This is a genomic window from Microbulbifer regidiadema (SeqCode) (genome assembly GCF_052466995.1).
Map to the genome: position 1 here is coordinate 1,557,082 of NZ_CP174297.1, position 26,638 is coordinate 1,583,719.

19 protein-coding genes, 1 tRNA gene and 1 pseudogene are annotated in these 26,638 nt (G+C 54.0%); 3 read left to right on the top strand and 18 right to left on the bottom strand.

Annotated features, from left to right (window positions below; genetic code table 11):
• Nucleotides 1–70 precede the first annotated feature (70 nt).
• The 6 genes from ACJJIK_RS06590 to ACJJIK_RS06615 all read right to left on the bottom strand — a co-directional run bounded on the left by ACJJIK_RS06590 (nt 71) and on the right by ACJJIK_RS06615 (nt 7,084).
• Nucleotides 71–1,330, bottom strand: a complete 1,260-nt coding sequence (locus ACJJIK_RS06590) for a patatin-like phospholipase family protein (protein ID WP_444944546.1) — start codon at nt 1,328–1,330, stop codon at nt 71–73.
• A 292-nt stretch (nt 1,331–1,622) separates the two neighbouring features.
• Nucleotides 1,623–2,636 carry a YhdH/YhfP family quinone oxidoreductase gene (locus ACJJIK_RS06595; RefSeq protein ID WP_444930574.1) on the bottom strand — a complete coding sequence of 338 codons (1,014 nt, stop codon included), beginning with the start codon at nt 2,634–2,636 and terminating at the stop codon, nt 1,623–1,625.
• Between the two features lie 41 nt (nt 2,637–2,677).
• Nucleotides 2,678–3,799, bottom strand: coding sequence for a protease SohB (gene sohB, locus ACJJIK_RS06600; protein WP_444944547.1), 1,122 nt, complete (start codon nt 3,797–3,799; stop codon nt 2,678–2,680).
• 48 nt (nt 3,800–3,847) lie between these two features.
• A complete protein-coding gene (locus ACJJIK_RS06605; protein ID WP_444930572.1) occupies nt 3,848–4,498 on the bottom strand; it encodes a cation/multidrug efflux pump in 651 nt (216 codons plus the stop codon).
• A 46-nt stretch (nt 4,499–4,544) separates the two neighbouring features.
• Nucleotides 4,545–5,363, bottom strand: coding sequence for an NAD(+) diphosphatase (gene nudC / locus ACJJIK_RS06610; protein ID WP_444944548.1), 819 nt, complete (start codon nt 5,361–5,363; stop codon nt 4,545–4,547).
• A 14-nt stretch (nt 5,364–5,377) separates the two neighbouring features.
• Nucleotides 5,378–7,084: a hypothetical protein gene (locus tag ACJJIK_RS06615; RefSeq protein WP_444944549.1), complete on the bottom strand. Its 1,707-nt coding sequence runs from the start codon at nt 7,082–7,084 to the stop codon at nt 5,378–5,380.
• Nucleotides 7,085–7,461: 377 nt separating this feature from the next.
• Here ACJJIK_RS06615 and nhaB point away from each other — a divergent pair, with 377 nt between their 5' ends.
• Nucleotides 7,462–8,997 (top strand): sodium/proton antiporter NhaB, encoded by a 1,536-nt coding sequence (gene nhaB / locus ACJJIK_RS06620; RefSeq protein WP_444932303.1) that lies wholly within the window; start codon nt 7,462–7,464, stop codon nt 8,995–8,997.
• A 99-nt stretch (nt 8,998–9,096) separates the two neighbouring features.
• Here nhaB and dnaQ read toward each other — a convergent pair whose 3' ends face one another.
• From dnaQ to ACJJIK_RS06635, 3 genes are read right to left on the bottom strand one after another with little or no spacing between them, the layout of a single operon-like run.
• A complete protein-coding gene (gene dnaQ, locus ACJJIK_RS06625) occupies nt 9,097–9,822 on the bottom strand; it encodes a DNA polymerase III subunit epsilon (RefSeq protein ID WP_444944550.1) in 726 nt (241 codons plus the stop codon).
• A 13-nt stretch (nt 9,823–9,835) separates the two neighbouring features.
• Nucleotides 9,836–10,273, bottom strand: coding sequence for a ribonuclease HI (gene rnhA, locus ACJJIK_RS06630; RefSeq protein ID WP_444930568.1), 438 nt, complete (start codon nt 10,271–10,273; stop codon nt 9,836–9,838).
• Nucleotides 10,274–10,315: 42 nt separating this feature from the next.
• Nucleotides 10,316–11,104 (bottom strand): class I SAM-dependent methyltransferase, encoded by a 789-nt coding sequence (locus ACJJIK_RS06635; RefSeq protein ID WP_444944551.1) that lies wholly within the window; start codon nt 11,102–11,104, stop codon nt 10,316–10,318.
• 206 nt (nt 11,105–11,310) lie between these two features.
• Here ACJJIK_RS06635 and gloB point away from each other — a divergent pair, with 206 nt between their 5' ends.
• Both gloB and ACJJIK_RS06645 read left to right on the top strand, forming a co-directional pair.
• Complete coding sequence (gloB, locus tag ACJJIK_RS06640) at nt 11,311–12,093, top strand: hydroxyacylglutathione hydrolase (protein WP_444944552.1); 783 nt, start codon at nt 11,311–11,313, stop codon at nt 12,091–12,093.
• A 196-nt stretch (nt 12,094–12,289) separates the two neighbouring features.
• Nucleotides 12,290–13,852, top strand: a complete 1,563-nt coding sequence (locus ACJJIK_RS06645) for a LysM peptidoglycan-binding domain-containing protein (protein WP_444944553.1) — start codon at nt 12,290–12,292, stop codon at nt 13,850–13,852.
• A gap of 82 nt (nt 13,853–13,934) precedes the next feature.
• Here the strand turns inward: ACJJIK_RS06645 and ACJJIK_RS06650 are convergent, their stop codons facing one another.
• From ACJJIK_RS06650 to fadB, 9 genes and pseudogenes are all read right to left on the bottom strand, one after another.
• A complete protein-coding gene (locus ACJJIK_RS06650; RefSeq protein WP_444930564.1) occupies nt 13,935–15,818 on the bottom strand; it encodes a SurA N-terminal domain-containing protein in 1,884 nt (627 codons plus the stop codon).
• 122 nt (nt 15,819–15,940) lie between these two features.
• Nucleotides 15,941–16,240, bottom strand: a pseudogene (locus tag ACJJIK_RS06655) (HU family DNA-binding protein); the annotation flags it as partial.
• A gap of 227 nt (nt 16,241–16,467) precedes the next feature.
• Nucleotides 16,468–18,873: an endopeptidase La gene (lon, locus tag ACJJIK_RS06660; protein ID WP_444930563.1), complete on the bottom strand. Its 2,406-nt coding sequence runs from the start codon at nt 18,871–18,873 to the stop codon at nt 16,468–16,470.
• A 266-nt stretch (nt 18,874–19,139) separates the two neighbouring features.
• Nucleotides 19,140–20,426, bottom strand: a complete 1,287-nt coding sequence (gene clpX / locus ACJJIK_RS06665) for an ATP-dependent Clp protease ATP-binding subunit ClpX (RefSeq protein WP_282933429.1) — start codon at nt 20,424–20,426, stop codon at nt 19,140–19,142.
• A 162-nt stretch (nt 20,427–20,588) separates the two neighbouring features.
• A complete protein-coding gene (clpP, locus tag ACJJIK_RS06670; RefSeq protein ID WP_444930562.1) occupies nt 20,589–21,230 on the bottom strand; it encodes an ATP-dependent Clp endopeptidase proteolytic subunit ClpP in 642 nt (213 codons plus the stop codon).
• Between the two features lie 187 nt (nt 21,231–21,417).
• Nucleotides 21,418–22,731, bottom strand: a complete 1,314-nt coding sequence (tig, locus tag ACJJIK_RS06675) for a trigger factor (RefSeq protein WP_444930561.1) — start codon at nt 22,729–22,731, stop codon at nt 21,418–21,420.
• Nucleotides 22,732–22,920: 189 nt separating this feature from the next.
• Nucleotides 22,921–23,005, bottom strand: a tRNA-Leu gene (locus tag ACJJIK_RS06680).
• A 181-nt stretch (nt 23,006–23,186) separates the two neighbouring features.
• On the bottom strand, nt 23,187–24,362 hold the full coding sequence (gene fadA, locus ACJJIK_RS06685) for an acetyl-CoA C-acyltransferase FadA (protein WP_444930560.1): 1,176 nt from the start codon (nt 24,360–24,362) through the stop codon (nt 23,187–23,189).
• An 11-nt stretch (nt 24,363–24,373) separates the two neighbouring features.
• Nucleotides 24,374–26,530, bottom strand: coding sequence for a fatty acid oxidation complex subunit alpha FadB (gene fadB, locus ACJJIK_RS06690; protein ID WP_444944554.1), 2,157 nt, complete (start codon nt 26,528–26,530; stop codon nt 24,374–24,376).
• Between the last annotated feature and the right edge of the window lie 108 nt (nt 26,531–26,638).

Here is a 26,638-nt window from a genome sequence, read left to right on the forward strand (position 1 = left end):
CCAGCAGCAATATAAAAAAAGCTCCATAAATTAGCAGCCATTTAACCAGTGCTACCAGAGGACAAGTTCACTACTCTACACTCCCCTTGGGGGCCTCCTCTTGTGATCGGGCGCGAATCCCAAATAAACCCTTGCGCTCAACTTTACTTTCCGGTTCCGGCCGCAGAAAGCTGCGCAGCTTATCCCTCTCCCACATGGCATCCTGATAGCCAAGCTCAATAAGCTCTTCGATATAAGGCTTTTCAAACAGAAGGTAGCTGGCAGCAGAAACACCCCCACCAGGATTGGTGGCGCCGGTGGAGCGGAACAACCAGCGCAGCGCAGGGGGGAGATGGCGAAGTCTTCTGCCACTGAGACGCCCCAAACTTTGAGAGGGCTCAATAACAACCGACTCTACCGAGCGCAAAAGCTTTAAGTCTGCGTGATCCGATGGGTCGATATAATCCAGCAGCATATTGACCCGGTCCAAGTGCTCCAGGTCCGCTTCCAAACTGTCAATAAATGCCGCATTAAATAGTTGCCCGGCTATTTGCGCCATTGAAGGAGAGCTCACCTGGGTGTGACTATTGCGGCTGCCCCAGTGGGCCGGAGAGCGATTATCCGACACCCCCACCACAAAAACACGCTTGGCACCGAGGTGCAGAGCGGGGCTGATCGGCGCCATCAGACGAATAGCGCCGTCGCAAAAATAGGCCCCATTCAACTGTACAGCGGGAAAAATAGCGGGAATTGCCGCAGATGCCAGTAAATGATCTGAGGTCAACTGGGTCGGCACTCCAAAGCGACGAAATCGCTGCCAACCTTTAACGTCCTCCGCCCCCTGGAAAAAGCTGACCGACTGCCCTTCACTATATGAAAGTGCATTTACACTTGTGGCACGCAAGTGTCCATTGAGAATATTCTTTTGAATATTTTCAAAATTAATTTCACGCTCTACCAAACTGCGCAGAGGACTATTGTCCAACAGTGCCAGGGGCTTCTGCCTGCCAACCCCCCGATTAAACAGCGACCGACTAATGGAAAACAGGTTTCCAAGCAAACTGCGCCAACTGGTGAGATAAACCTGTTCAACGCTGAGCTGCATCCAGACCGAGCACATTCTATCGACCGCCTCTTTAAAAGTACCGGTATGGGAGGCGAGAAGCATGGCGTTCATAGCACCGGCTGAGGTGCCACAAATGATCTGAAAAGGACGGGGATTATCCTCGGGCACCAGCTCAGCGAGCGCCTTTAATACACCCGCCTGATAAGCTGCACGCGCTCCCCCCCCAGAAAGTACCAGAGCGTTACGCTGGCCTGATTTTGTAGTTTCGCTCTTAATTGTCGACAACGTTTTCTTCCAATACAACCAGCCCACAAACTATAGAGTTCGCCTAAAGGCTACTGAGAAAAATGCTCATGCACAAATAGATGCTAAGGAGCCACTATGTTTGGGTTATTTGATAGGGTAGTTAAGACCCTAAAGGGTCTCGGAGTAATTCCGCAATACCTTCGACTCTCGAGCAAGGCGCAGATTTGCAGAGTGCTCAAGCCTTGTAAAAACCGCGATATAACCCTACAGGACCGACAGGGATATTACGGAATTACCCATCAAATTATTATTCTAAAATGATAGATATAAATTAAAGGGACATATCTACAACATAGCGGCCAATTCCATGCCCCCGATTTAAGCGGGCGAGAAATTCTGGAGCCTGGTCAAGCGCAATATTTTCCGCAATACTGTTGAGCTTATCACCGATATACCATTCTCTCGCCAACTTCTGCCACACCTCTGCCTTTCTTTCGATTGGCAAAACAGCACTGTCCACCCCCAGTAAACTGATACCGCGCAGAATAAAGGGGAATACATTGGCGTGAAATTGAGCCCCCGAGGCCATACCACAGGCAGCAACCCCGCCGCCATAGCGCAGGGATTTAATCACATTAAACAGTGTTTCTCCGCCTACAGTGTCAATGGCCCAAGCCCACAACGGCTTGGCCATCGCCTTGTTGGCAAACGGCGCCAGGGTATCCCGGTCGAGTACTTTCCAGGCCCCCAGCCCCGCCAGGTAATCGGCAGATTCCAGCTTACCGGTCACCGCAGCGACGCGAAAACCGAGCTTAGCGAGTAGGGCGACTGCAATGGAACCCACCCCGCCCGTTGACCCGGTAACCAGAATTTCACCATCTCTAGGGGATGCACCCGACTCCAAAAGCTTTTCAACACAGAGGGCGGCAGTGAAACCTGCGGTACCGAGCGCCATAGATTCCCACGCAGTCAAACCATCCGGCAGCGGCACCGCCCACTGCGGCGGTACCGCAATACGCTCTGCAAGCCCACCGGCAGTATTCATCCCCAGATCATAACCGTTGACCAGCAATTCGGTACCTGGAGTAAAAGTATTACTCCGGTCCAATATCACTTTGCCCACCGCATCGATACCCGGGGTATGCGGGTAACAGTCGGTAATACTGCGGTTGCCAAATGCAGATAACGAATCTTTAAAATTCAAGGACGAATAACTTACCGCCAACAGCAGTGGGTGGTCGGGAAGTTCTGAAAGAGAGCGCTCAACCACAGACTGGTCAAACTTTCCCGAAGCCACCTCAACGACCTGAATTGCCCGAAAATTTTCGTCCCTATCTATTTCCATGGGGTATATCCCGCAGCACTATTAATATATGGCTGTTACTCTTACTGAGCTTGGTGACGCAGCGCTGCCAAGCGTGAAAAGAGACGAGTGACTGCCGATTCCACACCAGCCTCCGCCGCTAAACCTATTTTTTTAGCAATATTCTTCCGCTCTTTAAACTCGATCTGATATAGATCGCTATCCTTTGCGCAGTTGGTCAAATACTCGTCTGAAGTTTTCAGTTCGTCAACCAGCCCCAGGGATAGGGCCTTTTGCCCAAACCAAACCTCACCGGTAGCCACCTTATCGATATCCAGTTTCGGACGATATTCACCAACAAAATGCTGAAACAGGAAGTGGATTTCATCCAGATCCTCTTGGAACTTCTGCTTGCCCTCTTCCGTATTCTCACCAAACATGGTTACGGTGCGCTTGTACTGACCGGCAGTAAACAGCTCGTAATCAATATCGTTGCGCTTGAGCAGGCGATTAAAGTTTGGCATCTGAGCCAAAACACCAATGGAGCCAAGCATCGCAAAGGGAGCCGCCAAAATGCGGTCGGCAACACAGGCCATCATATAGCCACCACTGGCAGCCACTTTATCGACCGCAATGGTCAAATGGATACCCGCACTGCGAATTCGGGTTAACTGACTGGCGGCCAGGCCGTAATTCGCCACCATGCCCCCGGGGCTTTCCAGGCAGAGCAGAACCTCATCACCGGACTCGGCCACTTGCAGAATTGCCGTCACCTCTTCACGCAGATGAGAAAGTGCACTCGCTTTAATATCCCCATTAAACTGCATCACAAAGATACGTTTGCGCCCGGAGACAAGCTCACCCTCTCCTGTGTCAGCATCCTTTGAGGTGGCGGCATCACTTTTTTCCGACTGCTTTTTAGCCTCGGCCTTATGCTTCTTCGCCAGGGCTTTTTCCTCGGCTTTCTTCTCTTTCGCCAACTGCTTTTTGCGCCGGGTAAACTCGTGTTTATCCATCACAGCCTCAAGCAGCGTTTCCTTAAACTGCTCGTAGCGGTCGTTCAAATGTGTCACGGTGATATGACCCTGAACACGCTCTTTTAGCTGTTCGCGATTTGCAAATATAAAACCTATCAACACCATCAAAGCCACGACAACCGTCACGATTTTGGCAAGAAACAGGCCGTATTCAATTAGAAATTCCACTTAAACTCCATTTGCCATTTTAACTATTTTTTATTTAATTCCAGTCATTTACTGCCAACCTTCCAGAGCGGAAGTTGCACGCTGATTGAGGGGGCGCGCCAGCAAACCCGTGTGACTGATCCGCACTTCATAAACAGCACCGTCTTCCATAGGGAGGAAAGTCGCGCTGCCATAAACTGCATCTACAAAAGGCAGCTGCCGATCAATGCCGCGTACAAATTGCCAGACATCAACACCGTAATTAACACCTTTAATTTCATAAACCGAGCGCTCACGGGCGCGCTCATCCTGAAGGGTAAGATAGCGGCCGCTCAGCCGATCCAAGCGGTAAGCCGGCTGAATTCCCCAGCGGGCCAGCGCCCCCTGCCACTTCAACATGCGGGCGTCCAGTTGCCACTGATCCCCAGACAGTTCAAATTTTTGTGCGATGCCGTCGGCATCGGCGAATTTTACTTCAAATTGCTGCTCGGCAATTTTACGAAAAGACACAACCCCCACACTGTGCTCTTCAGCCAGATTGCGATAGCTATAGACATCCGCTGCAATCAGAACAATCCAAAGGGCCGTGGCAAAAAGAAAAAGCCCCACAGAACCGCGTACAAACCCCAGGAGCCAGTTCCCCCCCAGAAGAATGCGCGCCCCCCAAAACACAAACAGCAGCGCCAGGATGGCAATGGTAAAAGTAATCGCTATATACATTATGATTTATACTCCCTGATACTTCGCAGCTCTATTCGGCCCACCCTCATTGGCGGTGCTTCGCAGCTGCCTTTTCGGCAAAAGTGTGAATCAAGCGGCCAGACAGGGTTTGTAGCGGTGGTACCGGCGGCAGAGCGCTGTAGTGAAACCAATGCGCCTCCTCTATTTCATTGGGGTCTAAACACAGGCCCCCACCCTGCCACTCCGCCAAATATCCAATCATCAACTGGCCGGGAAAGGGCCAGGGCTGACTGCCGACATACTCCAATGCGCCCACCTTCAGTCCCACCTCCTCATACACTTCGCGTACCAGCGCCTGCTCGGCACTCTCTCCGGGCTCAATAAAGCCGGCCAGGGCCGTGTAGGTCGCATTGCTGCGCGAAGCGTGACGGGCCAACAGGCACTCCTCCCCCCGAGTTACCAGCATGATGACACAGGGGGAGATTCTCGGATAAACAGTGAGATCGCAAGCAGGACAGGTGCGAGCGCGATCGTTGGAGTGATAACTGGTAGCCGTGCCACAGCGGCCGCAAAACCGATGCTGGCTATCCCAGTGGGAGACCTGTAGTGCTCGCCCTGCCAGTGCAAACAGAGGCTCTTCAACCAGAGTGAGCAAGCTGCGCAAGTTTCGCCATTCATACCCGGCTATTTCTATCCGGCGGGACAGGATATGTACTGCGCAGGCGTGGCCACCCAATTCCCCCAGATAGTGACTGGACTGCACGGCATCCGCTGCCAGCACCTGGGTATCATGGACAAAAAGATCTCCTCGGCACAGAATCAGTTCATCGGCAATTAGGATATGCTGTGTAAACTCCGGGGCTGCCCACACATTCCCCGCCGGGACAAACTTACCACCAGCCAAAAAGACCTCCTTGATTATGCCGCCTCAACGGGGTAGCCCAGAGCTGCCAGGCTTTCGATCGCAAGACTCAGCGACTGAACATCTGCCTGCCGGTGCAATTTAACCTCGCCCAAGTAGTACTCAAGGCTGATAATGGCATCGGCAAAGATATCCAGGGACTGCTCTACTTCGGGGCCGGCGTCATGGCGATCGATAACCGTCTCGACAAAATTCAGCAGCCCCTCAACAACACCCGCAGCCCGACTCAGATTGAGAACGATCAAGCCGCCGCGCACCGAGTTCAAAGTAGTGGAAACGTTGCGGATATGCCCGTGATCAAAATCGGACTCGGCATAAGCCGCCAGCGCGCGCTTAATCAACGCCAAACCGGCCTCAGCTTCTTTAAGGACTGCCACTTCCGCCTCAGCCAGCTGACTGTGCTCAAAAGCGATATCTGCGTGGCCGTATTCGTCCAGGTCGATCGAGGTGCTCTGTTTGAGCGCCCGCACCGTGCTATCCACCATCAGCACCTGACCGGTCAGCTTTTGCAGTGCGTTATCCGCAATGGAGCCCCCGGCGCCGGAGGCGCTCTGGTATTCAGCGACCGCGCTGCGCAGGCTCTCCCCTACCCGCTTGAAGTTAAGCATTTGCAATGTGCCCGCGACTCTTTGCAGAGAGGCCGCGAGGCCGTCTTCGGCATCCAGGCTTGAGATACCAATTAATTCGGCGTCATCGAGCATCCGGCGCACGCCGGACAGCTCCTCTTCTAAGGCGTTGGCTACTGCGGTAATGGCTGTAGCACCGGGACCGCCGAGGGTGGCGCGCTCCCGCTCCAACTCCTCTTCACTGTAATCCAGAGGCTCTGCGGAGAAAGCCTCCAGCAACTCGCCGCCAAAGCCCTCGGGCTTGGATAGGGTCAACCAATAGAGGCACTCTTTCAGCAAAATCGGCGGCGCAGGTTGATCCAGAGCGGTATCGCACTCTTTCTGCAACGCCCGCAGCCAGCGGTCAAACATGCTGAAGACCATTACGCGGGAGCGACTGATACGCATTTCCCGCGCGGCCATACCCGCAAGGGCGGCGCCTGCAACCACCCACAGGCGCCCGTTAGGGCGCCCCATAGTGATACTCGCAATTCTCTCCAGGGCCCGCGACATCATCGTATAAGCCGGGCCCCGAGGTTTGCCGCGCAGCAGTGCCAACAAGCCAACCTGGTACATATGACGGAATCGGCGAACAAAGCTTTTTAAGTCTTCCGACATCACGGCGGAGGCGCCACTGCCGGGTACAGTGCCCTGCAAATCACAGTGGAAAAAGTGGCTTTCCGGCACCGGCGGCTGGGATCGGGCCGCGCGTAAATTATTGATATAGGGGATAAGTAATTCCGGGCGGGCAATCGCGCGGCTCTGCACAAAGTCCAGATAGCGCCCCATGACGTAGAAACCCGTGCCCAGCGCCTCCATCAACTCTTCGGAGGCTTTTTGGTCGCCCTCCAGCAACTCGCTAAGCGCGGTAATCTTCTCTTGGGTAAGAAGCTCAGCGGCGCTGAGCTGCACCATCTGCAACACGCCACTGACCTGCTTGAGGGCTGTGAGACTCTGTTCCAGAGCCTGCTTTTGGGAAGTGTCCGCAGCAAACTTATCTAAATGCGAGGCGGCATTATCGATGGTCGCTACCAGCTCATCCTTCACTACATTGACAGAAGTGATATTGATCTTGTGCAATTCAGTCTTTGGCTGCACCGCTGCATTCTTCCTATAATCGAACAAAAAACAACCAGATCAGGATGATACTGGCCTAATTAAGGGCAATTTACCCCAATAAGCAAAAGAGTCCACCTTTCGCCAAAAAATTTCCAGCGAATAATCGACAAATCGCCCAGTGGCGGGGCCGAAGCCCCTAAATTACTTGAATTTTCCGGAAAACCCAGTAGCGTTTGCTACTTTCAAGTTTAAAGTTGTACGTTTTTTTGCGTTAAAGAACAAAAACCAATCAATCAGTACACAATAAACCCGGGGAAGCAGCGCAGCGATACTGAGTTCAGATATCTATTTCGCAGACACCGCCCCCCAAGATTCCATTTTGACCCACATTAATGGGTTAACCAGGGAAGTAAATGATGAACACTTACAATAATACCATTGCGGCATCCGGCAGCGGATTTGGTCGCGCCTTTGCCGAAAATTTTCTCGGTAAAGCGCCCGATTGGTACAAATTAACTATAGCCGCCTTTCTGCTCCTAAATCCGTTAATACTGTACGTATCGGGGCCCTTTGTAACCGGCTGGGTACTGATTGGAGAATTTATTTTTACCCTGGCAATGGCCCTTAAGTGCTACCCCCTTCAACCCGGCGGGCTACTGGCAATTGAAGCGGTATTAATGGGGATGACAAGCACCGATGCCGTATACCATGAAGTAGTAGAAAATATTGAAGTGATTCTACTACTTATGTTTATGGTGGCCGGCATTTACTTTATGAAGAGCCTACTGCTATTTGTATTCACTAAAATTTTGATTAATGTGAATTCAAAACCCCTGCTGTCACTACTCTTCTGCGCTGTTTCCGCAGTGCTCTCTGCATTCCTCGACGCGCTGACCGTAACCGCCGTCCTGATTGCCGTTGCGGTTGGCTTTTACTCGGTCTATCACCGGGTTGCCTCCCAGCAACCCCACCACCACCATGACCACGATCACTCCAATGATGAACATGTGGTGGAGTACCACCGCGAGGATCTGGACCAGTTCAGGTCCTATCTTCGCAGCCTGATTATGCACGGTGCAGTAGGCACCGCCCTCGGCGGCGTCTGCACCCTGGTGGGCGAGCCCCAAAACCTGCTGATCGCGGAGAAAGCCGGCTGGGAGTTTATCCAGTTTTTCCTACAGATGGCTCCGGTAACCATTCCAACCTTCTTTGCCGGCCTGATCACCTGCCTGATACTGGAGAAGACAAAAGTATTTGGCTATGGTGCCCAGCTCCCCAGCGCCGTGCGTGAAGTACTGGTTAACTTCTCTAAAGAGGAAGAAAAGAAACGCACTTCTGCGCAGGTCGCCGAGCTGTGGGTTCAGGGTATTGTCGCTGTGGCCCTGGTATTTGCCCTGGCGTTTCATGTTGCCGAAGTGGGTATTATCGGCCTGATGATCATTGTGCTTCTGACCGCATTTAACGGCATCGTCGAAGAGCCTAGAATTGGTCACGCCTTTGAAGAGGCACTGCCCTTTACTGCACTGCTTGTAGTTTTCTTCGCAATCGTTGCCGTAATCCACCAGCAGCACCTTTTTGAGCCGGTAACCAATTTCGTTCTTGCACAAAAGCCCGAACAGCAACCGGGGTTGCTGTTCCTCGCTAACGGTATTTTATCGATGATCAGCGATAACGTTTTTGTGGCAACAGTTTATATCAACGAAGTGAAAGCGGCGCTCACCGCAGGCGACATCACCCGCGAGCATTTTGACAAGCTGGCTATCGCCATCAATACCGGCACAAACCTGCCCAGTGTTGCCACCCCGAATGGACAAGCGGCATTTCTGTTCTTGCTGACTTCGGCCCTTGCCCCTCTGATACGCCTGTCTTACGGCCGCATGGTGATCATGGCTCTGCCCTACACCATCGTACTGACTATCGTCGCTTTAATTTGCGTGGTTTACACGATCTAAACAGAGATTGTAAAAGAGACAGTCTGGGTGGGAACTGCGGGCTGCCGCGCCCATCCAGAAGAAGATTCAGGCCGGTGAGAACAACCTCTCACTGGCCTCCTACCAGAAGTGTTTGCCCGCTGATTTCTCCAGCAGCCCCAACATCGATTGATGGGCCTCGGCCTCCTGCGGCGTAGCGCGCGCGACCAATAGCGGAGCCCGATCGGCAGGCAGGCGACGAATGGCCTCCCCGGCCGTTTCGCTCTCCACCTTATTGCCACCTTCCCCCTCTTGGGAGTCCCCCTGGGCCAGGACCAAATCGGTCTGACCGCCGGTCATCATCAGGTAGACGTCGGCAAGAATTTCCGCATCCAGCAAAGCGCCGTGCAAATCCCGCTGGGAGTTGTCGACAAAGTAGCGCTTACACAGGGCGTCCAGATTGTTCTTCTGCCCGGGGTGCTTTTCCCGCGCCAGCGTCAGGGTGTCCAAAACCCCGCAGTGCGCACTGACATTGCGCCAGCGCGGATTGCCCAACAAGCGCAGTTCCGCATCGATAAAGCCGACGTCGAAGGGCGCATTGTGAATAACCAACTCCGCCCCTTCACAGAAGGTCATAAATTCATCGGCGATCTGGGCGAATACCGGTTTGTCGGCCAGGTATTCATTCGTAATGCCGTGAACCTCAATAGCGCCATCATCCACTTGCCGCTGAGGGTTGATGTACTGGTGGTAGTGGCGCCCCGTCAACTTCCGGTTAACCAGCTCCACACAACCAATTTCAATAATCCGGTGGCCGCTTTTAGGATCGAGACCGGTTGTCTCGGTATCGAGAACTACTTGACGCATCCGCTACTCTCCCTCAAGACTCCAACCCATCGACACCGCGATTTGCCAGCTGATCAGCCCGCTCATTACCCGGGTGCCCCGCATGGCCTTTAACCCAGTGCCACTGCACCTCGTGCTGGGCGACACTCTCATCCAACTGCCGCCACAAGTCCGCGTTCTTTACCGGCTTCTTGCTGGCGGTCTTCCAGCCATTCTTCTTCCAGTTGTTAATCCAACCGGTGATCCCCTGGCGCAGGTACTGCGAGTCGGTGTGCAAATCAACCTTGCACGGTTGTTTGAGCGCCTCCAGAGCCTTTATCGCCGCCAGCAACTCCATACGGTTGTTGGTGGTATGGGCTTCTCCCCCAAATAACTCCTTCTCCCGCTCACCGTAAACCAACAGGGCGCCCCAACCGCCGGGGCCCGGATTGCCGCGACAAGCGCCATCCGTGTAGATAGTAATTTGTTTCAAAACTTACGCCAAAAGTAGAAATGGGGCCGATTTTTAGCGAAATCAGCGCTTTTGATGCTTCCCGCGTGCTGCGACGCGAGGGCTCGACGGGGTGGCAACCAGAGCGGGTTTTCTCTCGGCTCGCCAATCAATCTTGATAGCGCGAACACGTGCCACTTCTTTCCGCGCGACTATGATGTAAAAGCCCCCCCAAGGCAAGTGTAAGCGGGACCCGAACCGCTCCATCCAGGCAGTCCTGGACAGCAATTCCCGCTGCTGCAACGGCAGGCGGAAAAAGCCTCTATCCACGCGCTCCGCCTGCAAGTCGAGCAGGTTCATCCAGTCTGCAATCCGGGCGGCGCGCAATTGATTGCCGCGCTGATAGGCCCCTCTGGAAAAGAGAAAACGAGACAAGCCCAGCAGAGAGAAGGGGTTAAAGCCGATCAACAACAGGTGGCCACCCGGTATTAGCACCCGGGCCGCTTCCCGCAAAATCTGGTGGGGATGGGCGGAGAAATCCAGGAGATGGTGCAGAAGTACTACATCGATGGAGTCCGAGGGCAGGGGTAGCTGCTCAAACTCTACAATCGCCGCGCCGCCCTGCTCGAGTGCAGCGCCCAGGCGAAATCGATGATTGATTCGACTGGTGGCCGCAAAGTCTACAGACTGGGCAACACTGGCCTGGAGAAGGTGATAGCCGAAAAAGCCCTCTACCAAAGGCTGCGCTAGCGCCAATTGCTGAGAGAGAATCTCCTCCCCCAGCGCACTGGAAAACCAGTGGGACAATGCCGGACAGGCCTTGCCGAGCGAGGAGAGTCCCTCATTACTTGCAGACCTGAACTTTCCAGTCATTGCCTCTCCAGTACCCGCTCAAACAATCTTTTCCAATTCTATACTCAGCCGAGCCCACCCAGGTATCGCTCCCTTAGCCGCTTACAGCAACAGCTCCAAGATTTACCCTGAGGGCCTTGCAACCCAAAAATCGCAGGCGCCGCAGAATTAAGCAGAGGCTCTCAACATGGTATCGTTCTCCCAACAGGCTAGAAGACGACCCTATTATGCTATCTATTACGCCAATTTCGGCCTTCAATGACAACTATATCTGGCACCTTGAAAAAAGTGGTCAGCATTGGGTCGTCGATCCCGGCGACTCTGCCCCTGTCGAAAACGCCCTGCAGGGAGCGCCTCTCAGCGGCATTCTGATAACCCACCACCACTTTGACCACACCGGTGGTATCGAGAGACTGTGCCGCCAATATCAATGCCCTGTTTATGGCCCCAGCACTATAGCGGGTGTTACTCACCCCATTGCCGACGGCGATTCCCTACAAATTTTGGGTATGCCCCTCAAGGTGTATGCCGTCCCGGGGCACACTCTAGACCACCTCGCTCTCATTTTTAATGAAATCACAAGTGATGACAGCGAACAATTACACCTTTTTTGCGGTGATACGCTCTTTTCTGCCGGCTGCGGCAGGCTCTTCGAAGGCAGCCCCGAACAGATGTATCACTCACTGCAAAAACTCAGCGAGCTACCCCCTTCAACCCTTGTGTACCCTGCACACGAGTACACACTCGCCAATCTGAAGTTTGCTCAAGCGGTAGAACCTCAAAACACGGCTATTGACACCAGAATCTCTCAATGTGAAAAATTGCGGGAAGACAACAGGCCAACCCTGCCCTCCACAATTGCCCTAGAGCAGAACACCAATCCGTTTCTCCGCTGCGGATATACCGAGGTCCGCCAAGCTGCTGTTGCCCACGCAAAATTAGAGCCCCTGGACAGCGGGGATAAGGTGAGTGTTTTTGCCGGCCTGCGCGGCTGGAAGGATGGCTTCTAACGGCTCAAATTCACCTAAACTACACTCAAGCTGGGTGATAACATAGCAAATCGTATGCTTTTTGAGCGTCGATATTGACCGAAACTAATTTGTCTAATTAGAATCGAAACTAATTGATCAAATGCCCGGCGTTTTACCAATAATTGCTCTGATATACGCCGGGATGAATTACAAGAAATACTCGCGGATCTCACACATGGTTCACAAGAATTTTGCCGTAGCGCTATTAGCCGCTACGGTAGGAGCCTGCTCGCAATTACCGGAAAAGACCCCGGCGCCGGAAACTGACAATACCCCTGTAGAGGAAACCGCTACCGCGAGTGACCCCACTTTTAAACAGCAGCAATCCGTCGAGGCCGCCCTGCCCCCCGTGGATATCTGGGCCCGCTTGCGCCAGGGGTTTGCCCTAAATCACCACACCAGCAACCCCAAGGTAAAGGAATATATTGCTTATTTCGCTCGCAACGAAGGCTATATGGCCCGGGTAACCGAGCGTTCCCGCCGCTATATTTTCCATGTTGCCGAGCAATTGGAACAGGCAAACCTGCCCCTTGAGCTGGCATTGCTGCCTATTGTCGAGAGTGCCTACGACCCCTTCGCCTACTCCCACGCCCGCGCCTCTGGCATGTGGCAGTTTATCCCGGCGACCGGACGCTCATTTGGCCTCGAACAAAACTGGTGGTACGACGGCCGCCGCGATGTCCACGAGTCCACCCAGGCCGCAGCAAAATACTTTAACTACCTTCACGATCGCTTTGATGGCGACTGGGAACTGGCACTGGCCGCATACAACGCCGGCGAAGGCACGGTGCGCAGAGCCGTAGAGCGCAATCGCCGCAAGGGGCTCGGCACCAGCTATTGGGACCTGAAACTCCCCCGGGAGACCAAGCGCTATGTACCGCAGCTGTTAGCCCTCGCGGAAGTGATATCCCGCCCCAGCCACTACAAAATACCGCTGCATGACGTCGCCAACGAGCCCTACTACGCCCGTGTCGATGTCGGCAGCCAGATCGACCTGGCCCAGGCGGCGGAACTCGCGGAAATTGAAATTGAGGAACTGTACCTGCTGAACCCCGGCTACAACCGCTGGGCAACCGACCCCAACGGCAATCACCAGCTACTGATTCCAATAGAGACCCAGGAAAAATTTGAAAGCGCACTGGCACAGCTCCCCAAGGATGAGCGAGTCAGCTGGCAGCGCTACACGATTGCCCGGGGCGATACCCTCTCCACTATTGCGCGCCGCTACCAGACCACAGTGGGGGCGATACGGGAGACCAACAAACTGCGCAACAACAATATCCGCGCCGGTAAAACCCTGTTAATTCCCAGCGCATCGGGTCCCGCCGGACAGTACGCCTACGCCCTCGATCAGCGGGTCCAACGCAAACAGTCTTCGGGTAAGGGCCAGAAGGTCAATTACACCGTGCGCCCCGGTGACAGCCTCTGGGGCATATCACGCAAGCTGGATGTGAGCGTTAAACAGTTGGCCAGCTGGAACAGCATGGCCCCTGGGGATACTCTGCGCCCCGGACGCACCCTGGTGGCTTACAACGGCTCTGCCACAGCTTCCGAGAGCAGCCGCACCACGCGCAAGGTTTCCTACCGGGTACGCAGTGGTGACTCCCTCTACCGGATCGCCAACAAGTTCAGCATCGAGATCGATGACATTCTGCGCTGGAATAAGATCAACAAGTCCAAGTACCTACAACCGGGGCAGCGTTTAACCCTATTTGTAGATAGCGCCAGCAACACTTAAAGTGCAGCTTCTGCCAGGGCAGAAAGCCAGCGATAAAAAAACCCGGCAATTGCCGGGTTTTTTTATTCGTCGCTAAAGGCTATTACTCAGCTGGCGAGGCCTCGTCGATCTTTGCCTGATCGGACAGGTAGCGCTGAATAGCTGCCAACTCGGCACCGCCATTCACAGAGGCCAATTGCTGCATCAACGCCTGACGCTGCTCTTTACTCTGCTTGGACAGCTCACCCGGGCGCACACTGCGCAGGTCGAGAACCACCAGATCGCCATTATTGGTAGCGAAACTGGTCACCTCTTCAGCGCCGGCCGCCGGCGCCGGCAGTGCAAATGCCTTGGCATTGATTTCACCGCGCTGGGCAAAGCCGCCGCGACGGGTCTTATCACTGGTCTCCAGAGTTAAACCCTGCGCTTCCGCCAGTTCCGCGAAGCCAGTACCTGCAGCCAGCTTTTCTTTCAACTCTTGCGCCTGCTTGGCCAGTTGCTCACTGGCTTTATCGCGCTTCAGGCGATCGACAATTTGCTGGCGAACCTCTTCCAGAGGATAGGTACCCGCCGGCTTGGAGTCTGTCACCCGCAGAACAACAGAGTGCTCATTGTTCAGATTGATCACATCTGAGGTATTGCCATCTTCCTTCACTTCCGCAGAGAAAGCAGCCTCGATTACCTGGCCGTTAGACAGCACACCCGATGCGCTCTCGCGAGAAAACAGAGCGGCGCTCTTCAGAGGAACACCCAACTCTTCGGCGGGCTCTGCCAGGCTATCCGCGTTGTAGGCCAGATCGGCCAGGCGAGACAGGGCATCGACAAATTCGCGCTCGGCAACAGATTCACGCAGTCGATTTTCGATCAGCATTTTGCGCTCTTCGAAGCTCGGCGGCTCGCTCTGCTCTACTTCCAGCAACTTGATGAAATGCGTTCCGCTATCGGTAGTCACCGGAGCCGAAACCTGCCCCACTTCGAGTTCCGCCAGGGCCTGCTCAAATGCCTCGGGGAAGACATCGCCGGTGGTGTAGCCCAATTCACCGCCTTCATCCGCAGAACCTACGTCCTGAGAGTAAGTCTTTGCCAACTCGGCAAAATCTTCGCCGGCATCCAGCTTGCTCTGAATCTCGGCAATTTTTTCTGCATCGGCTTCCTCAAGCAGGATATGTGCGGCGCGACGGCGCAGCTCCGATGCAAAGCCCTTGAGTTCCTGCTCGTACTGAGCGCGCACATCGCTTTCGGAAATATCGATATTACCGGCAAACACTTCAGGGGTAAGCTCGATATACTCGACTGCGACCTGTTCTGGGCGCTGGTATTGGCCCTGGTTCTCCTGGTAGTACTGCTCTACCTCAGCCTCAGAGACTTGAGTCTCAGCCAGCAGGCCTTCAACCGGCATCACTACATAGTCAAAATCGCGCTCTTCCATAGAGGCGGCAACGATTTGTTCGGCATCCGCCTGGGTGGTGAAAGCACTATCTACCACACTGTTGGCGTACTGCTCCAGCGCCATATCACTTTCCATAATCTGGCGGAAACCTGCCGGGCTGTAACCCATACGGCGCAAAGCGTCGCGGTACATTTGCGGGTCAAAGCTGCCGTTCACCTGAAATGCCGGAATTTGTACAATCGCTTTATCGACCGCTGTGGAGCTCATTACCATGCCGCTGTCCTGAGCCGCTTGGCGCATTACCGAGCTGGAAATCAGTTGGCGCAACATCGGCTCGCGCAGCTGCTCATCGCTGATTAAATCAGCGGGCACGTCTTCACCGTACTGACTAATGATCATATTGCGGCGATTTTGAATTGCGCGCTGCAAATCCAGGTTTGTTATTTTTTCGCCATTAACCTCGGCTACCGCATCGGCAGCACCTCCACTGGCACCGGTGAAGAAATCAATTCCCCCAATGACCATAATAAAACCGAAAAAGGCTGCGACAATAATCGCGGCTGTCCCTTTCAGGTTGTCACGCATGGACTGAAGCATGCTCAGCTCCGAAAATTATTAGTTGTCTTTAACTGCATCAGATACAAAAAAGGCGTATCCCAACTGACACGCCTCTCTGACATTCGGACTCTTTTTACAAAGTCTCAAAGTCTGCTGAAAACTTAGTTTACAGCGTCTTTCAGGGCTTTACCGGCCTTGAAGCTAGGGATTTTTGCCGCAGCAATTTCGATGGGATCGCCAGTGCGAGGGTTGCGGCCAGTACGGGCTGCACGCTCTTTAACCGCAAAAGTACCAAAGCCTACGAGGGCAACTTGATCACCTTTTTTCAGAGCATCAGTGATGCTATCCACCATTGCGTCCAAAGCGCGACCGGCTGCTGCTTTTGGAATATCTGCAGATGCGGCGATTGCTTCAATCAGTTCGGACTTATTCACACTTAATCCCTCTGTTCTTTTTAAATATGCTTCGGAGGGCTTGCGAAAGCCCCCACACTATAAATTGTTTAGCCTTCGGCAATTTACGCGCCGGGCAATAAGCCCCGTTTTATACCAACTGCCCAGTAGCGGGTCAAGGAACCATGCGGGTTTCCGAGCAGATGTATACTTTTTGAGCGGTATAGAGAGCCGATTGGCGAAGTTTTGGCCTTGCAAGTTGTAACGGGGCGACAAAAGTCACCCCGTCCAAGAGGCTAGTGGGTTTGAATTCCGCGCTGGGAGCGCTCCTCAGCCTTCTTCTGCAAGGCGGAGTACTCTTCATCAGACAGGGATTCAGGCTTGTGCTCAAGGGCCAACTCAAGCACCTGATCAATCCATTTAACCGGTTTAACTACCAAGTCCTGGAGAATATTATCGGGAATATCCTTCAGATCTCGCTCGTTATCGGCGGGAATCAGTACAGTTTTGATACCGCCCCGATGCGCTGCCAATAACTTTTCCTTTAGACCACCAATTCTTAAAACTTCTCCGCGAAGTGTAATTTCTCCGGTCATCGCCACATCTGAACGCACCGGAATATCGGTCAGTATAGATACCAGAGCCGTACACATAGCGATACCTGCCGACGGGCCATCCTTGGGAGTGGCGCCCTCTGGCACGTGGATATGAATATCGCGGGTCTCGTGAAAATCGGGGCCTATACCCAGTGCCTGGGAGCGTGAGCGCACCACGGTCAGTGCCGCCTGAATCGACTCCTGCATCACATCGCCGAGGGAGCCGGTTTTAATCATGCGCCCCTTACCCGGAACCGCCGACGCTTCGATATTGAGAAGCTCACCGCCCACCTCAGTCCAGGCGAGGCCGGTGACGATTCCGATTTTGTTCTCTTCCTCTGCGCGGCCAAAGTCAAATTTGCGCACACCGAGCAGCTCTTCCAACTGCTGCGGCTGCACTATCGCCTTCTTCTCCGAGGGATTGCGAACGCGTTCGGTGACCACCTTGCGGCAGATTTTAGCGATCTCCCGATCCAGGCCGCGCACGCCGGCTTCACGGGTGTAATAGCGGACGATATCGCGGATGCTGTCATCGGACAGTTCCAGCTCATTGTCTTTAAGACCGTTGGCTTTGCGCTGTTTCGGTACCAGGTAGCGCTGCGCAATATTCAACTTTTCATCCTCGGTATAACCGGGGATTCGAATCACTTCCATACGGTCCAGCAATGGACCCGGAATATTCATCGAGTTGGAGGTACAAACAAACATTACATCGGAAAGGTCGTAATCGACTTCGAGGTAGTGATCGTTAAAGGCTTTATTTTGCTCTGGGTCCAGGACCTCCAGCAGTGCGGAGGCGGGGTCGCCGCGCTGGTCCATCCCCATTTTGTCGACCTCATCGAGCAGGAACAGAGGGTTTTTGACCCCCACCTTGGAGATCTTTTGTACCAGCTTACCCGGTAGCGAACCAATATAAGTGCGTCGATGCCCGCGAATCTCGGCCTCATCGCGCACGCCGCCCAGCGCCATACGCACATACTGACGATTGGTTGCTCGAGCAATAGATTGGCCCAGTGAGGTTTTACCTACCCCGGGCGGACCAACCAGACATAAAATCGGCCCTTTGACTTTCTTCACGCGCTTCTGCACTGCGAGGTATTCCAGTATCCGCTCTTTAACCTCTTCCAAGCCGTAGTGTTCTTTCTCGAGAATTTCCTCGGCTTTTATCAGGTCATGCCTAACGCGGCTGGCCTTTTTCCAGGGCAGACTCAGCATCCAGTCGATATAACTGCGCAAAACCGAAGCTTCCGCAGACATGGGCGACATCATCTTTAGCTTGCCCAGCTCGGCGCGGGTTTTCTTTTCCGCTTCGGCACTCATGCCGGATTCGGCAATCTTGTTTTCCAGCTCTTCAATTTCATTGGGCTCTTCAGTGATTTCGCCCAACTCTTTTTGAATCGCCTTCATCTGCTCATTGAGATAGTACTCGCGCTGGCTTTTCTCCATCTGTTTTTTCACGCGCCCGCGAATACGCTTCTCCACCTGGATCAGGTCGATTTCAGCATCCATCAACCCCAGCAGCTGCTCCAGCCTCTCCTTGACGCTGACCGTCTCCAGAAGCTCCTGCTTCTGTGGCAATTCCAGAGACATATGTGCAGAAATAGTATCCGCCAAGCGGCCGGGCTCATCGATTCCCGACAGAGAGGTAATAACCTCATTGGGCACTTTTTTGCTGACAGAGACATACTGCTCGAACTGGGACATAACAGAACGCACCAGGGCATCCGCCTCCCCTTCTGACAGCTCCTGCGTCTCCATCGGCGCAACCGTTGCCTCGAAGTGATTTTCTCTCTCCATCACCTCGCGAATATTTACGCGCTCACCGCCTTCCACCAGCACCTTCACGGTGCCGTCGGGAAGCTTGAGTAGCTGCAAGACACTGGCAATCGTGCCCACACGATAGATATCGTCTGCACCGGGATCATCCTCAGATGCTTTTCGCTGGGCCACAAGCAATACCTGCTTATCCCTGCGCATAGCCTCTTCCAGGGCCTCAATGGACTTTTCCCTGCCCACAAAAAGCGGGATCACCATATGGGGGTAAACAACAACATCGCGCAATGGCAACAACGGATATTCAAGTGTGGTGTCGGATGACTGGTCCATAGAACTCCTCTCGGCCCTATCACTGGGTATTTGGCGCGGCATCATGCTGCTGTTGAAATTGACAGCTTAACCTGGGCCACCGCCCTTCAGATGCTAGTAATGGGGGGGAAGGGCCCGAAATACAAGTCTAATCTCACGACCAATTTGTGCCGAGTTCATCACAAGAATCCGGCCGGGAATGCCAAGACAAGCTGTCAGACGCTTAGGTAATTAGGAAATACTATAAAAAAGGCCCCTGTATTGGGGCCTTTTACCATGGGCTTGGGCTATTCTTCTGGCGCCGCCTTCTGCGGCTGGGATTCACTCTCGTAAACCAGCAGCGGGGCCGACTCGCCTTTAATGACGGCTTCGTCAATAACCACTTTCACCACATTATCCGTGGATGGAATATCGTACATGGTCTCCAGCAATACGGACTCCATGATTGAGCGCAGGCCGCGGGCACCGGTCTTGCGCTCCATTGCCTTGGTCGCAACGGCATCCAGTGCATCGGGGCGGAAATCCAGCTCCACATCCTCCATCTCAAACAGCTTTGCATACTGCTTGGTCAGGGCGTTACGCGGTTCGGTGAGAATCTGCACCAGGGCCTCGCGGTCCAACTCCTCCAGAGTGGCGGTCACCGGCAGGCGGCCGACAAACTCGGGGATCAAGCCGTAGCGAACCAGATCTTCCGGCTCCAGGTCCCGCAGGATCTCGCCAAAATTACTGGTACCATCCTTCGATTTAACCTCGGCGCTAAAGCCGATTCCGCCCTTCTCAGAGCGATCGCGGATAACCTTATCCAGACCCGCAAAAGCACCACCACAAATAAACAGGATATTAGAGGTATCAACCTGCAAAAACTCCTGCTGCGGGTGCTTGCGTCCACCTTGTGGCGGCACCGATGCGACAGTGCCCTCAATCAGTTTCAGCAGCGCCTGCTGCACACCCTCACCGGATACGTCGCGGGTAATTGAGGGGTTGTCTGATTTGCGCGAGATTTTGTCGATCTCATCGATATAGACGATGCCCTGCTGGGCTTTTTCTACATCGTAATCACACTTTTGCAGAAGCTTTTGAATGATGTTTTCAACATCCTCACCCACATAACCGGCCTCGGTCAGGGTGGTTGCATCGGCAATAGTAAAGGGAACATTGAGCAGGCGTGCCAGGGTCTCGGCGAGCAGGGTTTTACCACTACCGGTAGGGCCAACCAGCAAAATGTTGGATTTACTGAGTTCTACCTCATCCTTACTTTTCACGCCAGACTTGGTGCGCAAACGCTTGTAGTGATTGTAAACAGCAACCGCCAACACACGTTTGGCCCTCTCCTGTCCAATCACATACTGATCGAGGATCTCTGTAATCTCACGGGGTGTCGGCAGGCGCCCTTCGGGGCCCTCCGCAGTCTCTTGCACTTCTTCGCGAATGATGTCGGTACACAACTCGACACATTCATCGCAGATAAAGACTGACGGCCCAGCGATTAACTTCCGCACTTCCTGTTGGCTCTTGCCACAGAAAGAGCAGTACAGCAATTTTCCGCTGTCTTCTCCGCTGCTTTTGTCGGTCATCAAAATACTCCGTCGTCACTGGCCGGCCAGGGCCTTAAATTCAGCTTACCCAGCAAGATGCTGCCTTTTGGCGTAATTTTCAAGTCTCCGCGAAAGCCAGTCTATAAGAAAAAACCAACTTTCGCTGAAATCCGCCTCTAGTCAACTTTTTTCGCAGAAAATCTACTTGTCAAACGCCTGTCGACGAGACAGTACATCGTCGACCAAGCCATATTCCTTGGCTTCATCGGCACTCATAAAGTTATCGCGTTCGGTATCTCTCTCGATATCACTGACCGGGCGTCCAGAGTGGTGTGCCATCAGCTCATTCAAACGCCGGCGAATCTTGAGGATTTCCTGGGCGTGAATATGGATATCGCTCGCCTGCCCCTGGGCTCCACCGCTGGGCTGGTGAATCATCACCCGGGAGTTCGGTGTTGCGAAACGCTTGCCCTCGGCCCCTGCGGTCAGCAGAAACGCTCCCATGCTACAGGCCTGGCCGATACACATGGTGCTGACATCAGGCTTGATAAACTGCATGGTGTCATAAATAGACATACCGGCAGTTACCGAACCGCCCGGCGAATTAATATACAGGTGGATATCTTTGTCCGGATTCTCAGCCTCAAGAAACAGTAGCTGAGCAACCACCAGGTTGGCCATATGGTCTTCTACAGGTCCGACCAGGAAGATCACACGCTCTTTTAACAGGCGAGAATAAATATCAAATGAGCGCTCACCCCTGGCGGTTTGCTCCACCACCATAGGGACTAAGCCGGATGCTGAGGGCTCTATCGAAGCTTTTGGAAAATCAATTCGTGCCATAGGTACCATTGCTTCCTTTTGTGGCGTATTCGGCAGGCCAGCGAACAGGCATTATATGCCCATGCTGAAAATTTGGTTTTGAGAGCTTAACCGGTCAGGCGAGAGAAAGCCAGCCGGTAAAAAGGAAGGAGATGTAGGGGCGCCACGCTGGAGCGAGCGCCACACTACACCTAATTGAAGTGAGAGATTAGCTTTGCTTTTGCGGCTTAATCACTTCGTCGTAGCTGCTGTCAACTTCAGATACTTTGGCTGAAGCCAGTACGTGATCAACAACTTGATCTTCCAGTACCACAGACTCAACACCAGACAGAAGCTCGCGGTTGCTGTAGTAGTAGTCAACTACTTCTTGCGGTTGCTGGTAAGTAGAGGCCAGCTCTTCAACTTTCGCTTTTACGCGGTCTGCATCAACAGAAATTTCATTCTGCTTAACAATCTCACCCACTACCAGGCCGAGAACAACGCGGCGCTTGGCCTGCTCTTCAAACATGGTGTCGGGCAGCATACGCTCGGCATCTTCAGCTTTAATCTGACCGCCGAACTGCTGAACCATTTGTCCGCGCAGTGCAGTGACTTCGCTGGCAACCAGAGCAGCGGGCAGCTCTACAGGATGCTTCTCGAACAGCTGATCCATGATCTGGGTCTTAACCTTGTTCAAGGACGCATTCTTCAGCTCGCGCTGCATGTTATTGCGAACTTCTTCGCGGAACTTCTCTTCGCCACCTTCCTGAACACCGTAAGCCGCGAAGAACTCTTCGTTCAGCTCGGGAAGCTCGGGCTTCTCTGAGGAGGTGACTTTAATATTAAAGGTGACCGCAGCGCCGCGAAGCTCTTCTGCCTGGTAATCTTCCGGGAAGGTCAGATCCAGGTCTTTCTCTTCACCGGGCTTCATACCCAGAATGCCTTCTTCGAAGCCGGGGATCATCTGGCCGGAACCCAGTACCAACTGGTGACCTTCGGCCTTGCCGCCTTCAAACTCTTCACCGTCTTTGCGACCAACAAAGTTGATAACAACACGGTCACCCTTTTGCGCTTTGCGCTTGGTGTCTTTCCAGGAGGACTGCTGCTTGCGCAGAACATCGATCATGTTCTTTACGTCTGCGTCGGTAACTTCGGCAACAGGGCGCTCTACAGCGATCTCGGCCAGGTCGGCAAGCTCAACTTCGGGGTAAACTTCGAAAGTTGCAACGTACTCCAGGTTTTCACCGGCAGCCGTCTGCTTCGCTTCGATGCTGGGCTGACCAGCGGGCTTAACCTCTTCTTTCTGCACTGCTTCGTAGAAAGAACGGCTCATTACCTCGCCCAGAACTTCCTGACGAACACCGGCACCAAAGCGCTGACGAACGACTTTCATCGGCACCTTGCCTTTGCGGAAGCCGTTGATGCGGACAGTCTTAGCAGCCTGCTGGAGACGCTTGTCCACTTCTTTGTCGACGATTTCCGCCGGTAAATTAACCGTTAAACGACGCTCCAAACCGGAAGTAGTTTCGATGGAAACCTGCATGTTTATCCTCGTGAGACTATCTCTTTTTTTCGCGCCGCAGCGCCAACGAATACCGGGCGCCGGAGCTCAGCCGACGGCCTCGCTTGGCCGTGCCACACCAGCCACAGAGGCTGCGGACTCGCGCCAAATACAAGAAGCCCGCACTCACCCCGTCAGAGCAAGCCATGCGGACTCCTGAGCTTTTTGATTTGGTGGGGACGGGGAGACTCGAACTCCCACACCTTTCGGCACCAGAACCTAAATCTGGCGTGTCTACCAATTTCACCACGTCCCCAAATCGAACATGTCGCTAACTCTTTGATTTCTAAGCAGTTTTACCGCTTTCCCAGAGCCCATCGCGACAAGGGATGCAAATTGTGCCACAGCATTTTGCGGGCTTCAACACTTTACTGATACTTTCTTTAAAAAAATAAAAAAGGCGCCACACGGGCGCCTTTTTTTGGGGTCTAACCGAGTTAGACTCGCTCTACGACAGTGGTGATACCCTGCCCCAGACCGATACACATGGTAGATACACCCAGATCGCCACCTTCGTTTTGCATAACGCTCAACAGGGTGCCGGTAATACGCACACCGGAACAGCCGAAGGGGTGGCCCAGGGCGATAGCACCGCCGTACAGGTTGACCTTCTCATCCATCTGCTCAAGCAGGCCCAGATCCTTCAACACCGGCAGCGCCTGAGCTGCAAATGCTTCATTCAGCTCAAACTTGTCGATATCGCCGACAGTCAGGCCCGCTCTCTTGAGCGCTTTCTGGGTAGAAGGTACCGGACCGTAACCCATGATGGACGGATCCACGCCAGCCAGCGCCATTTCCTTCACGCGAGCGATCGGGGTCATACCCAGAGCCTGGGCGCGCTCAGCGGACATCACCAGCATAACAGAGGCGCCGTCGGTGATCTGGGAGGAGGTACCGGCAGTTACCTGGCCGTGTTTCGGATCGAATGCAGGTCTCAGCTGAGCCAGACCTTCCACAGTGGTATCGGGGCGGATAGTTTGATCCGCCTCAACCAGGAAAGGTACGCCGTCATCGTCGTGACCTTCAATAGCGATAATCTCGCGATTGAACTTGCCAGCCTTGGTAGCTTCGGCAGCGCGGTGGTGAGAGCGAGCGCCGAACTCATCCATCTGCTGGCGCTGGATACCGTGCATCATCGCCAGGTATTCGGCCGTCATACCCATGGAGCCGGCAGCCTTTGCCATATAGCGACCCAGCATTGGGTTGGGGCTAACGTGCTCCATCATGTTCAGGTGGCCCATATGCTCAACGCCGCCCACAACATACACGTCGCCAACGCCAGCTTGAATGTTGGCAGCAGCAGTGTGCAGGGAGGACATAGAGGAGCCACACAGGCGGTTAACCGTCTGCGCCGGGATAGTGTGCGGCAGGCCCGCGCGCAGCAGGATAAAGCGGGCTACGTTAAAGCCCTGCTCGTCGCGCTGCATAACGCTGCCCCAGATGAGATCGTCGATCTCAGCGGGGTCGAGCTTGTCGTTGCGCTGCATGAATTTTTTCAGCAGCTCAGCAGACATATCGTCGGCGCGAACATGGCGGTATACACCATTCTTCGAGCGACCCATGGCCGTACGTGCGTAGTCGACGATTACGGCATCTCTAGGATTTAAACCCATCGCTATTCTCCTTACTTGTCGCCGTAGTAGGTTTTGCCACTTGCGGCCATTTCACGCATGCGATCGGTCGGCTTGTACAGCTCACCCAGATCGGCGTACTTATCGGCAATCTTCACGAACTCATCCAGACCAATGCTATCCAGCCACGCGAAGATTCCACCGCGGAACGGAGGGAATCCGATGCCGTAGATCAGCGCCATATCGGCCTCAGCCGGGGAGTCGACAATACCCTCTTCCAGGCAACGAGCCAGTTCGGTTGCCATGGGCACCATCATACGCTCGATGATCTCGTCTTTTTCGAACTCGCGGCGCTCAGCTACGTGCGCCTTCAGCAGCTCATAGGACTCTTCGGTAGCCACTTTTTTCGGGCGACCCTTTTTGTCCTGCTCGTAGTTGTAGAAACCTTTGTTGTTCTTCTGGCCGTAGCGACCCGCTTCATACATAACGTCGGAAGCGGCAGTGAAGGTTTTACCCATACGCTCGGGGAAGCCTTCCGCCATAACGCTTTCTGCGTGAACGCCGGTATCAATACCGACAACGTCCATCAGGTAAGCGGGGCCCATCGGCCAACCCCAACGCTCCATCACCTTGTCAACGGCCTGGAAGTCAGCACCATCGCGCACCAGCATGGAGAAGCCGGCAAAGTAAGGGAAGAGAACGCGGTTAACCAGGAATCCCGGACAGTCGCGCACAACAATAGCTTTCTTGCCCATCTTGTTAGCGTAGGCAACAACGCGAGCTACGGCGGTGTCAGAGGTTTTCTCACCACGGATCACCTCAACCAGCGGCATTTTGTGCACCGGGTTGAAGAAGTGCATACCGAGGAAGTTTTCCGGACGGGAAAGCGGTTCGGCCAGGTGGTTGATGGAGATAGTGGAGGTGTTGGAAGCGATCACCGTGCTTTCGCCAACTTTGGTTTCCACCTCTTTCAGCACAGCGTGCTTCACCTTGGGGTTCTCAACCACAGCTTCCACAACAACGTCGATATCGTTGAAGCCGTCGTAGCTCAGGGTCGGCTCAATACGATTGAGTACTTCACCCATTTTTGCCGGAGTCAGGCGCTTGCGGTCAACCAGCTTGGACAGCAGCTTATTCGCCTCATTCAGACCGAGATCGATACCCTTCTGATCGATATCCTTCATCTTGATCGGAGTGCCTTTATAGGCAGACTGGTAGGCGATACCGCCACCCATAATGCCAGCGCCCAATACGGCAGCACGCTCAATCGGCTTATCAGCTTTCTTTTCCCAACCTTTGGCAACCTTGCCAATTGTTTGATCGGCCAGGAACAGACCTACCAGAGACTTGGCCGTGCCAGTCTGGGCGCAGAAAATAAACTTCTCCTGCTCGATCTTCAGCGCCTCATCGCGGGTCAGCTTGTAACCCTGCTCGATAGACTCAACCGCAGCGACCGGAGAGGGGTAGTTTTTGCCCGCCTGCTGACCCACGAATGCCTTGGTGGTAAAGAAGGCCATCAGCGCTTCGGTATCATTCAGGGGGATCGGGGATTTTTTGAGCTCGCGGGTAGCCTTGTAGTCCAGCCCACCATTGATGGCGCGCTCGAGCAGCTTGATCGCCGCATCTTTAAGCTTGTCGGTAGGTACTACCGCATCAACGGCGTGAGCTTCCAGCGCCGCTGCCGGCTTCTGCTCTTTGCCCGCCGCAATCCACTCTGCGGCAACATCAACACCCACTACGCGCGGCAGGCGAACAGTGCCGCCCCAGCCCGGGATCAGGCCCAGCTTAACTTCGGGAAGACCAACTTTGGCTTCCTCGCCCATCAGGCGGTAGTCACAGCCCAGGCACACCTCAAAGCCGCCGCCGAGTGCGTAGCCATTAATTGCCACGGCAGTCGGTACCGGTAAATCTTCAAGGCGATTGATGTTTTCGTTGTTCTGATTCATCAGATCGGCAACACCCTCTGCACCCGCAGAGAAAGCATCGCCAAACTCAGTGATATCAGCACCAACAATAAAGACGCTTTTACCGCTGGTCAGCAGTACGCCTTTTACGCCATCCGCTGCTTCGATAGCATCCAGCGCTTGGGAGAATTCAGAAACCGTCTGGCGGTTAAATTTATTGACGGATTCGCCTTGCAGGTCGAATTTGAGCTCGGCGATGCCGTTGTCCAGCATCTGTACCGCGAGCGCTTTGCCACTAAATAACATTGATTGACCTCTTTTATTCTGGGCCGCGATCCTGGGCCCGGGGTCGGAATTTTTGTGCGACCATGGGCCGCCCCGCAAGGTGCGGTGACACTTGGGCCCAATATGGTC

What these genes read in the sequence shown, in the direction of transcription:
- ACJJIK_RS06605 (WP_444930572.1), bottom strand. Translation starts at nt 4,498, where the DNA reads ATGTATATAGCGATTACTTTTACCATTGCCATCCTGGCGCTGCTGTTT.
- clpX (WP_282933429.1), bottom strand. Translation starts at nt 20,426, where the DNA reads ATGACCGACAAAAGCAGCGGAGAAGACAGCGGAAAATTGCTGTACTGC.
- ACJJIK_RS06595 (WP_444930574.1), bottom strand. Translation starts at nt 2,636, where the DNA reads ATGGAAATAGATAGGGACGAAAATTTTCGGGCAATTCAGGTCGTTGAG.
- ACJJIK_RS06635 (WP_444944551.1), bottom strand. Translation starts at nt 11,104, where the DNA reads ATGACTGGAAAGTTCAGGTCTGCAAGTAATGAGGGACTCTCCTCGCTC.
- ACJJIK_RS06645 (WP_444944553.1), top strand. Translation starts at nt 12,290, where the DNA reads ATGGTTCACAAGAATTTTGCCGTAGCGCTATTAGCCGCTACGGTAGGA.
- ACJJIK_RS06650 (WP_444930564.1), bottom strand. Translation starts at nt 15,818, where the DNA reads ATGCTTCAGTCCATGCGTGACAACCTGAAAGGGACAGCCGCGATTATT.
- lon (WP_444930563.1), bottom strand. Translation starts at nt 18,873, where the DNA reads ATGGACCAGTCATCCGACACCACACTTGAATATCCGTTGTTGCCATTG.
- fadB (WP_444944554.1), bottom strand. Translation starts at nt 26,530, where the DNA reads ATGTTATTTAGTGGCAAAGCGCTCGCGGTACAGATGCTGGACAACGGC.
- tig (WP_444930561.1), bottom strand. Translation starts at nt 22,731, where the DNA reads ATGCAGGTTTCCATCGAAACTACTTCCGGTTTGGAGCGTCGTTTAACG.
- dnaQ (WP_444944550.1), bottom strand. Translation starts at nt 9,822, where the DNA reads ATGCGTCAAGTAGTTCTCGATACCGAGACAACCGGTCTCGATCCTAAA.
- clpP (WP_444930562.1), bottom strand. Translation starts at nt 21,230, where the DNA reads ATGGCACGAATTGATTTTCCAAAAGCTTCGATAGAGCCCTCAGCATCC.
- fadA (WP_444930560.1), bottom strand. Translation starts at nt 24,362, where the DNA reads ATGGGTTTAAATCCTAGAGATGCCGTAATCGTCGACTACGCACGTACG.
- nhaB (WP_444932303.1), top strand. Translation starts at nt 7,462, where the DNA reads ATGAACACTTACAATAATACCATTGCGGCATCCGGCAGCGGATTTGGT.
- gloB (WP_444944552.1), top strand. Translation starts at nt 11,311, where the DNA reads ATGCTATCTATTACGCCAATTTCGGCCTTCAATGACAACTATATCTGG.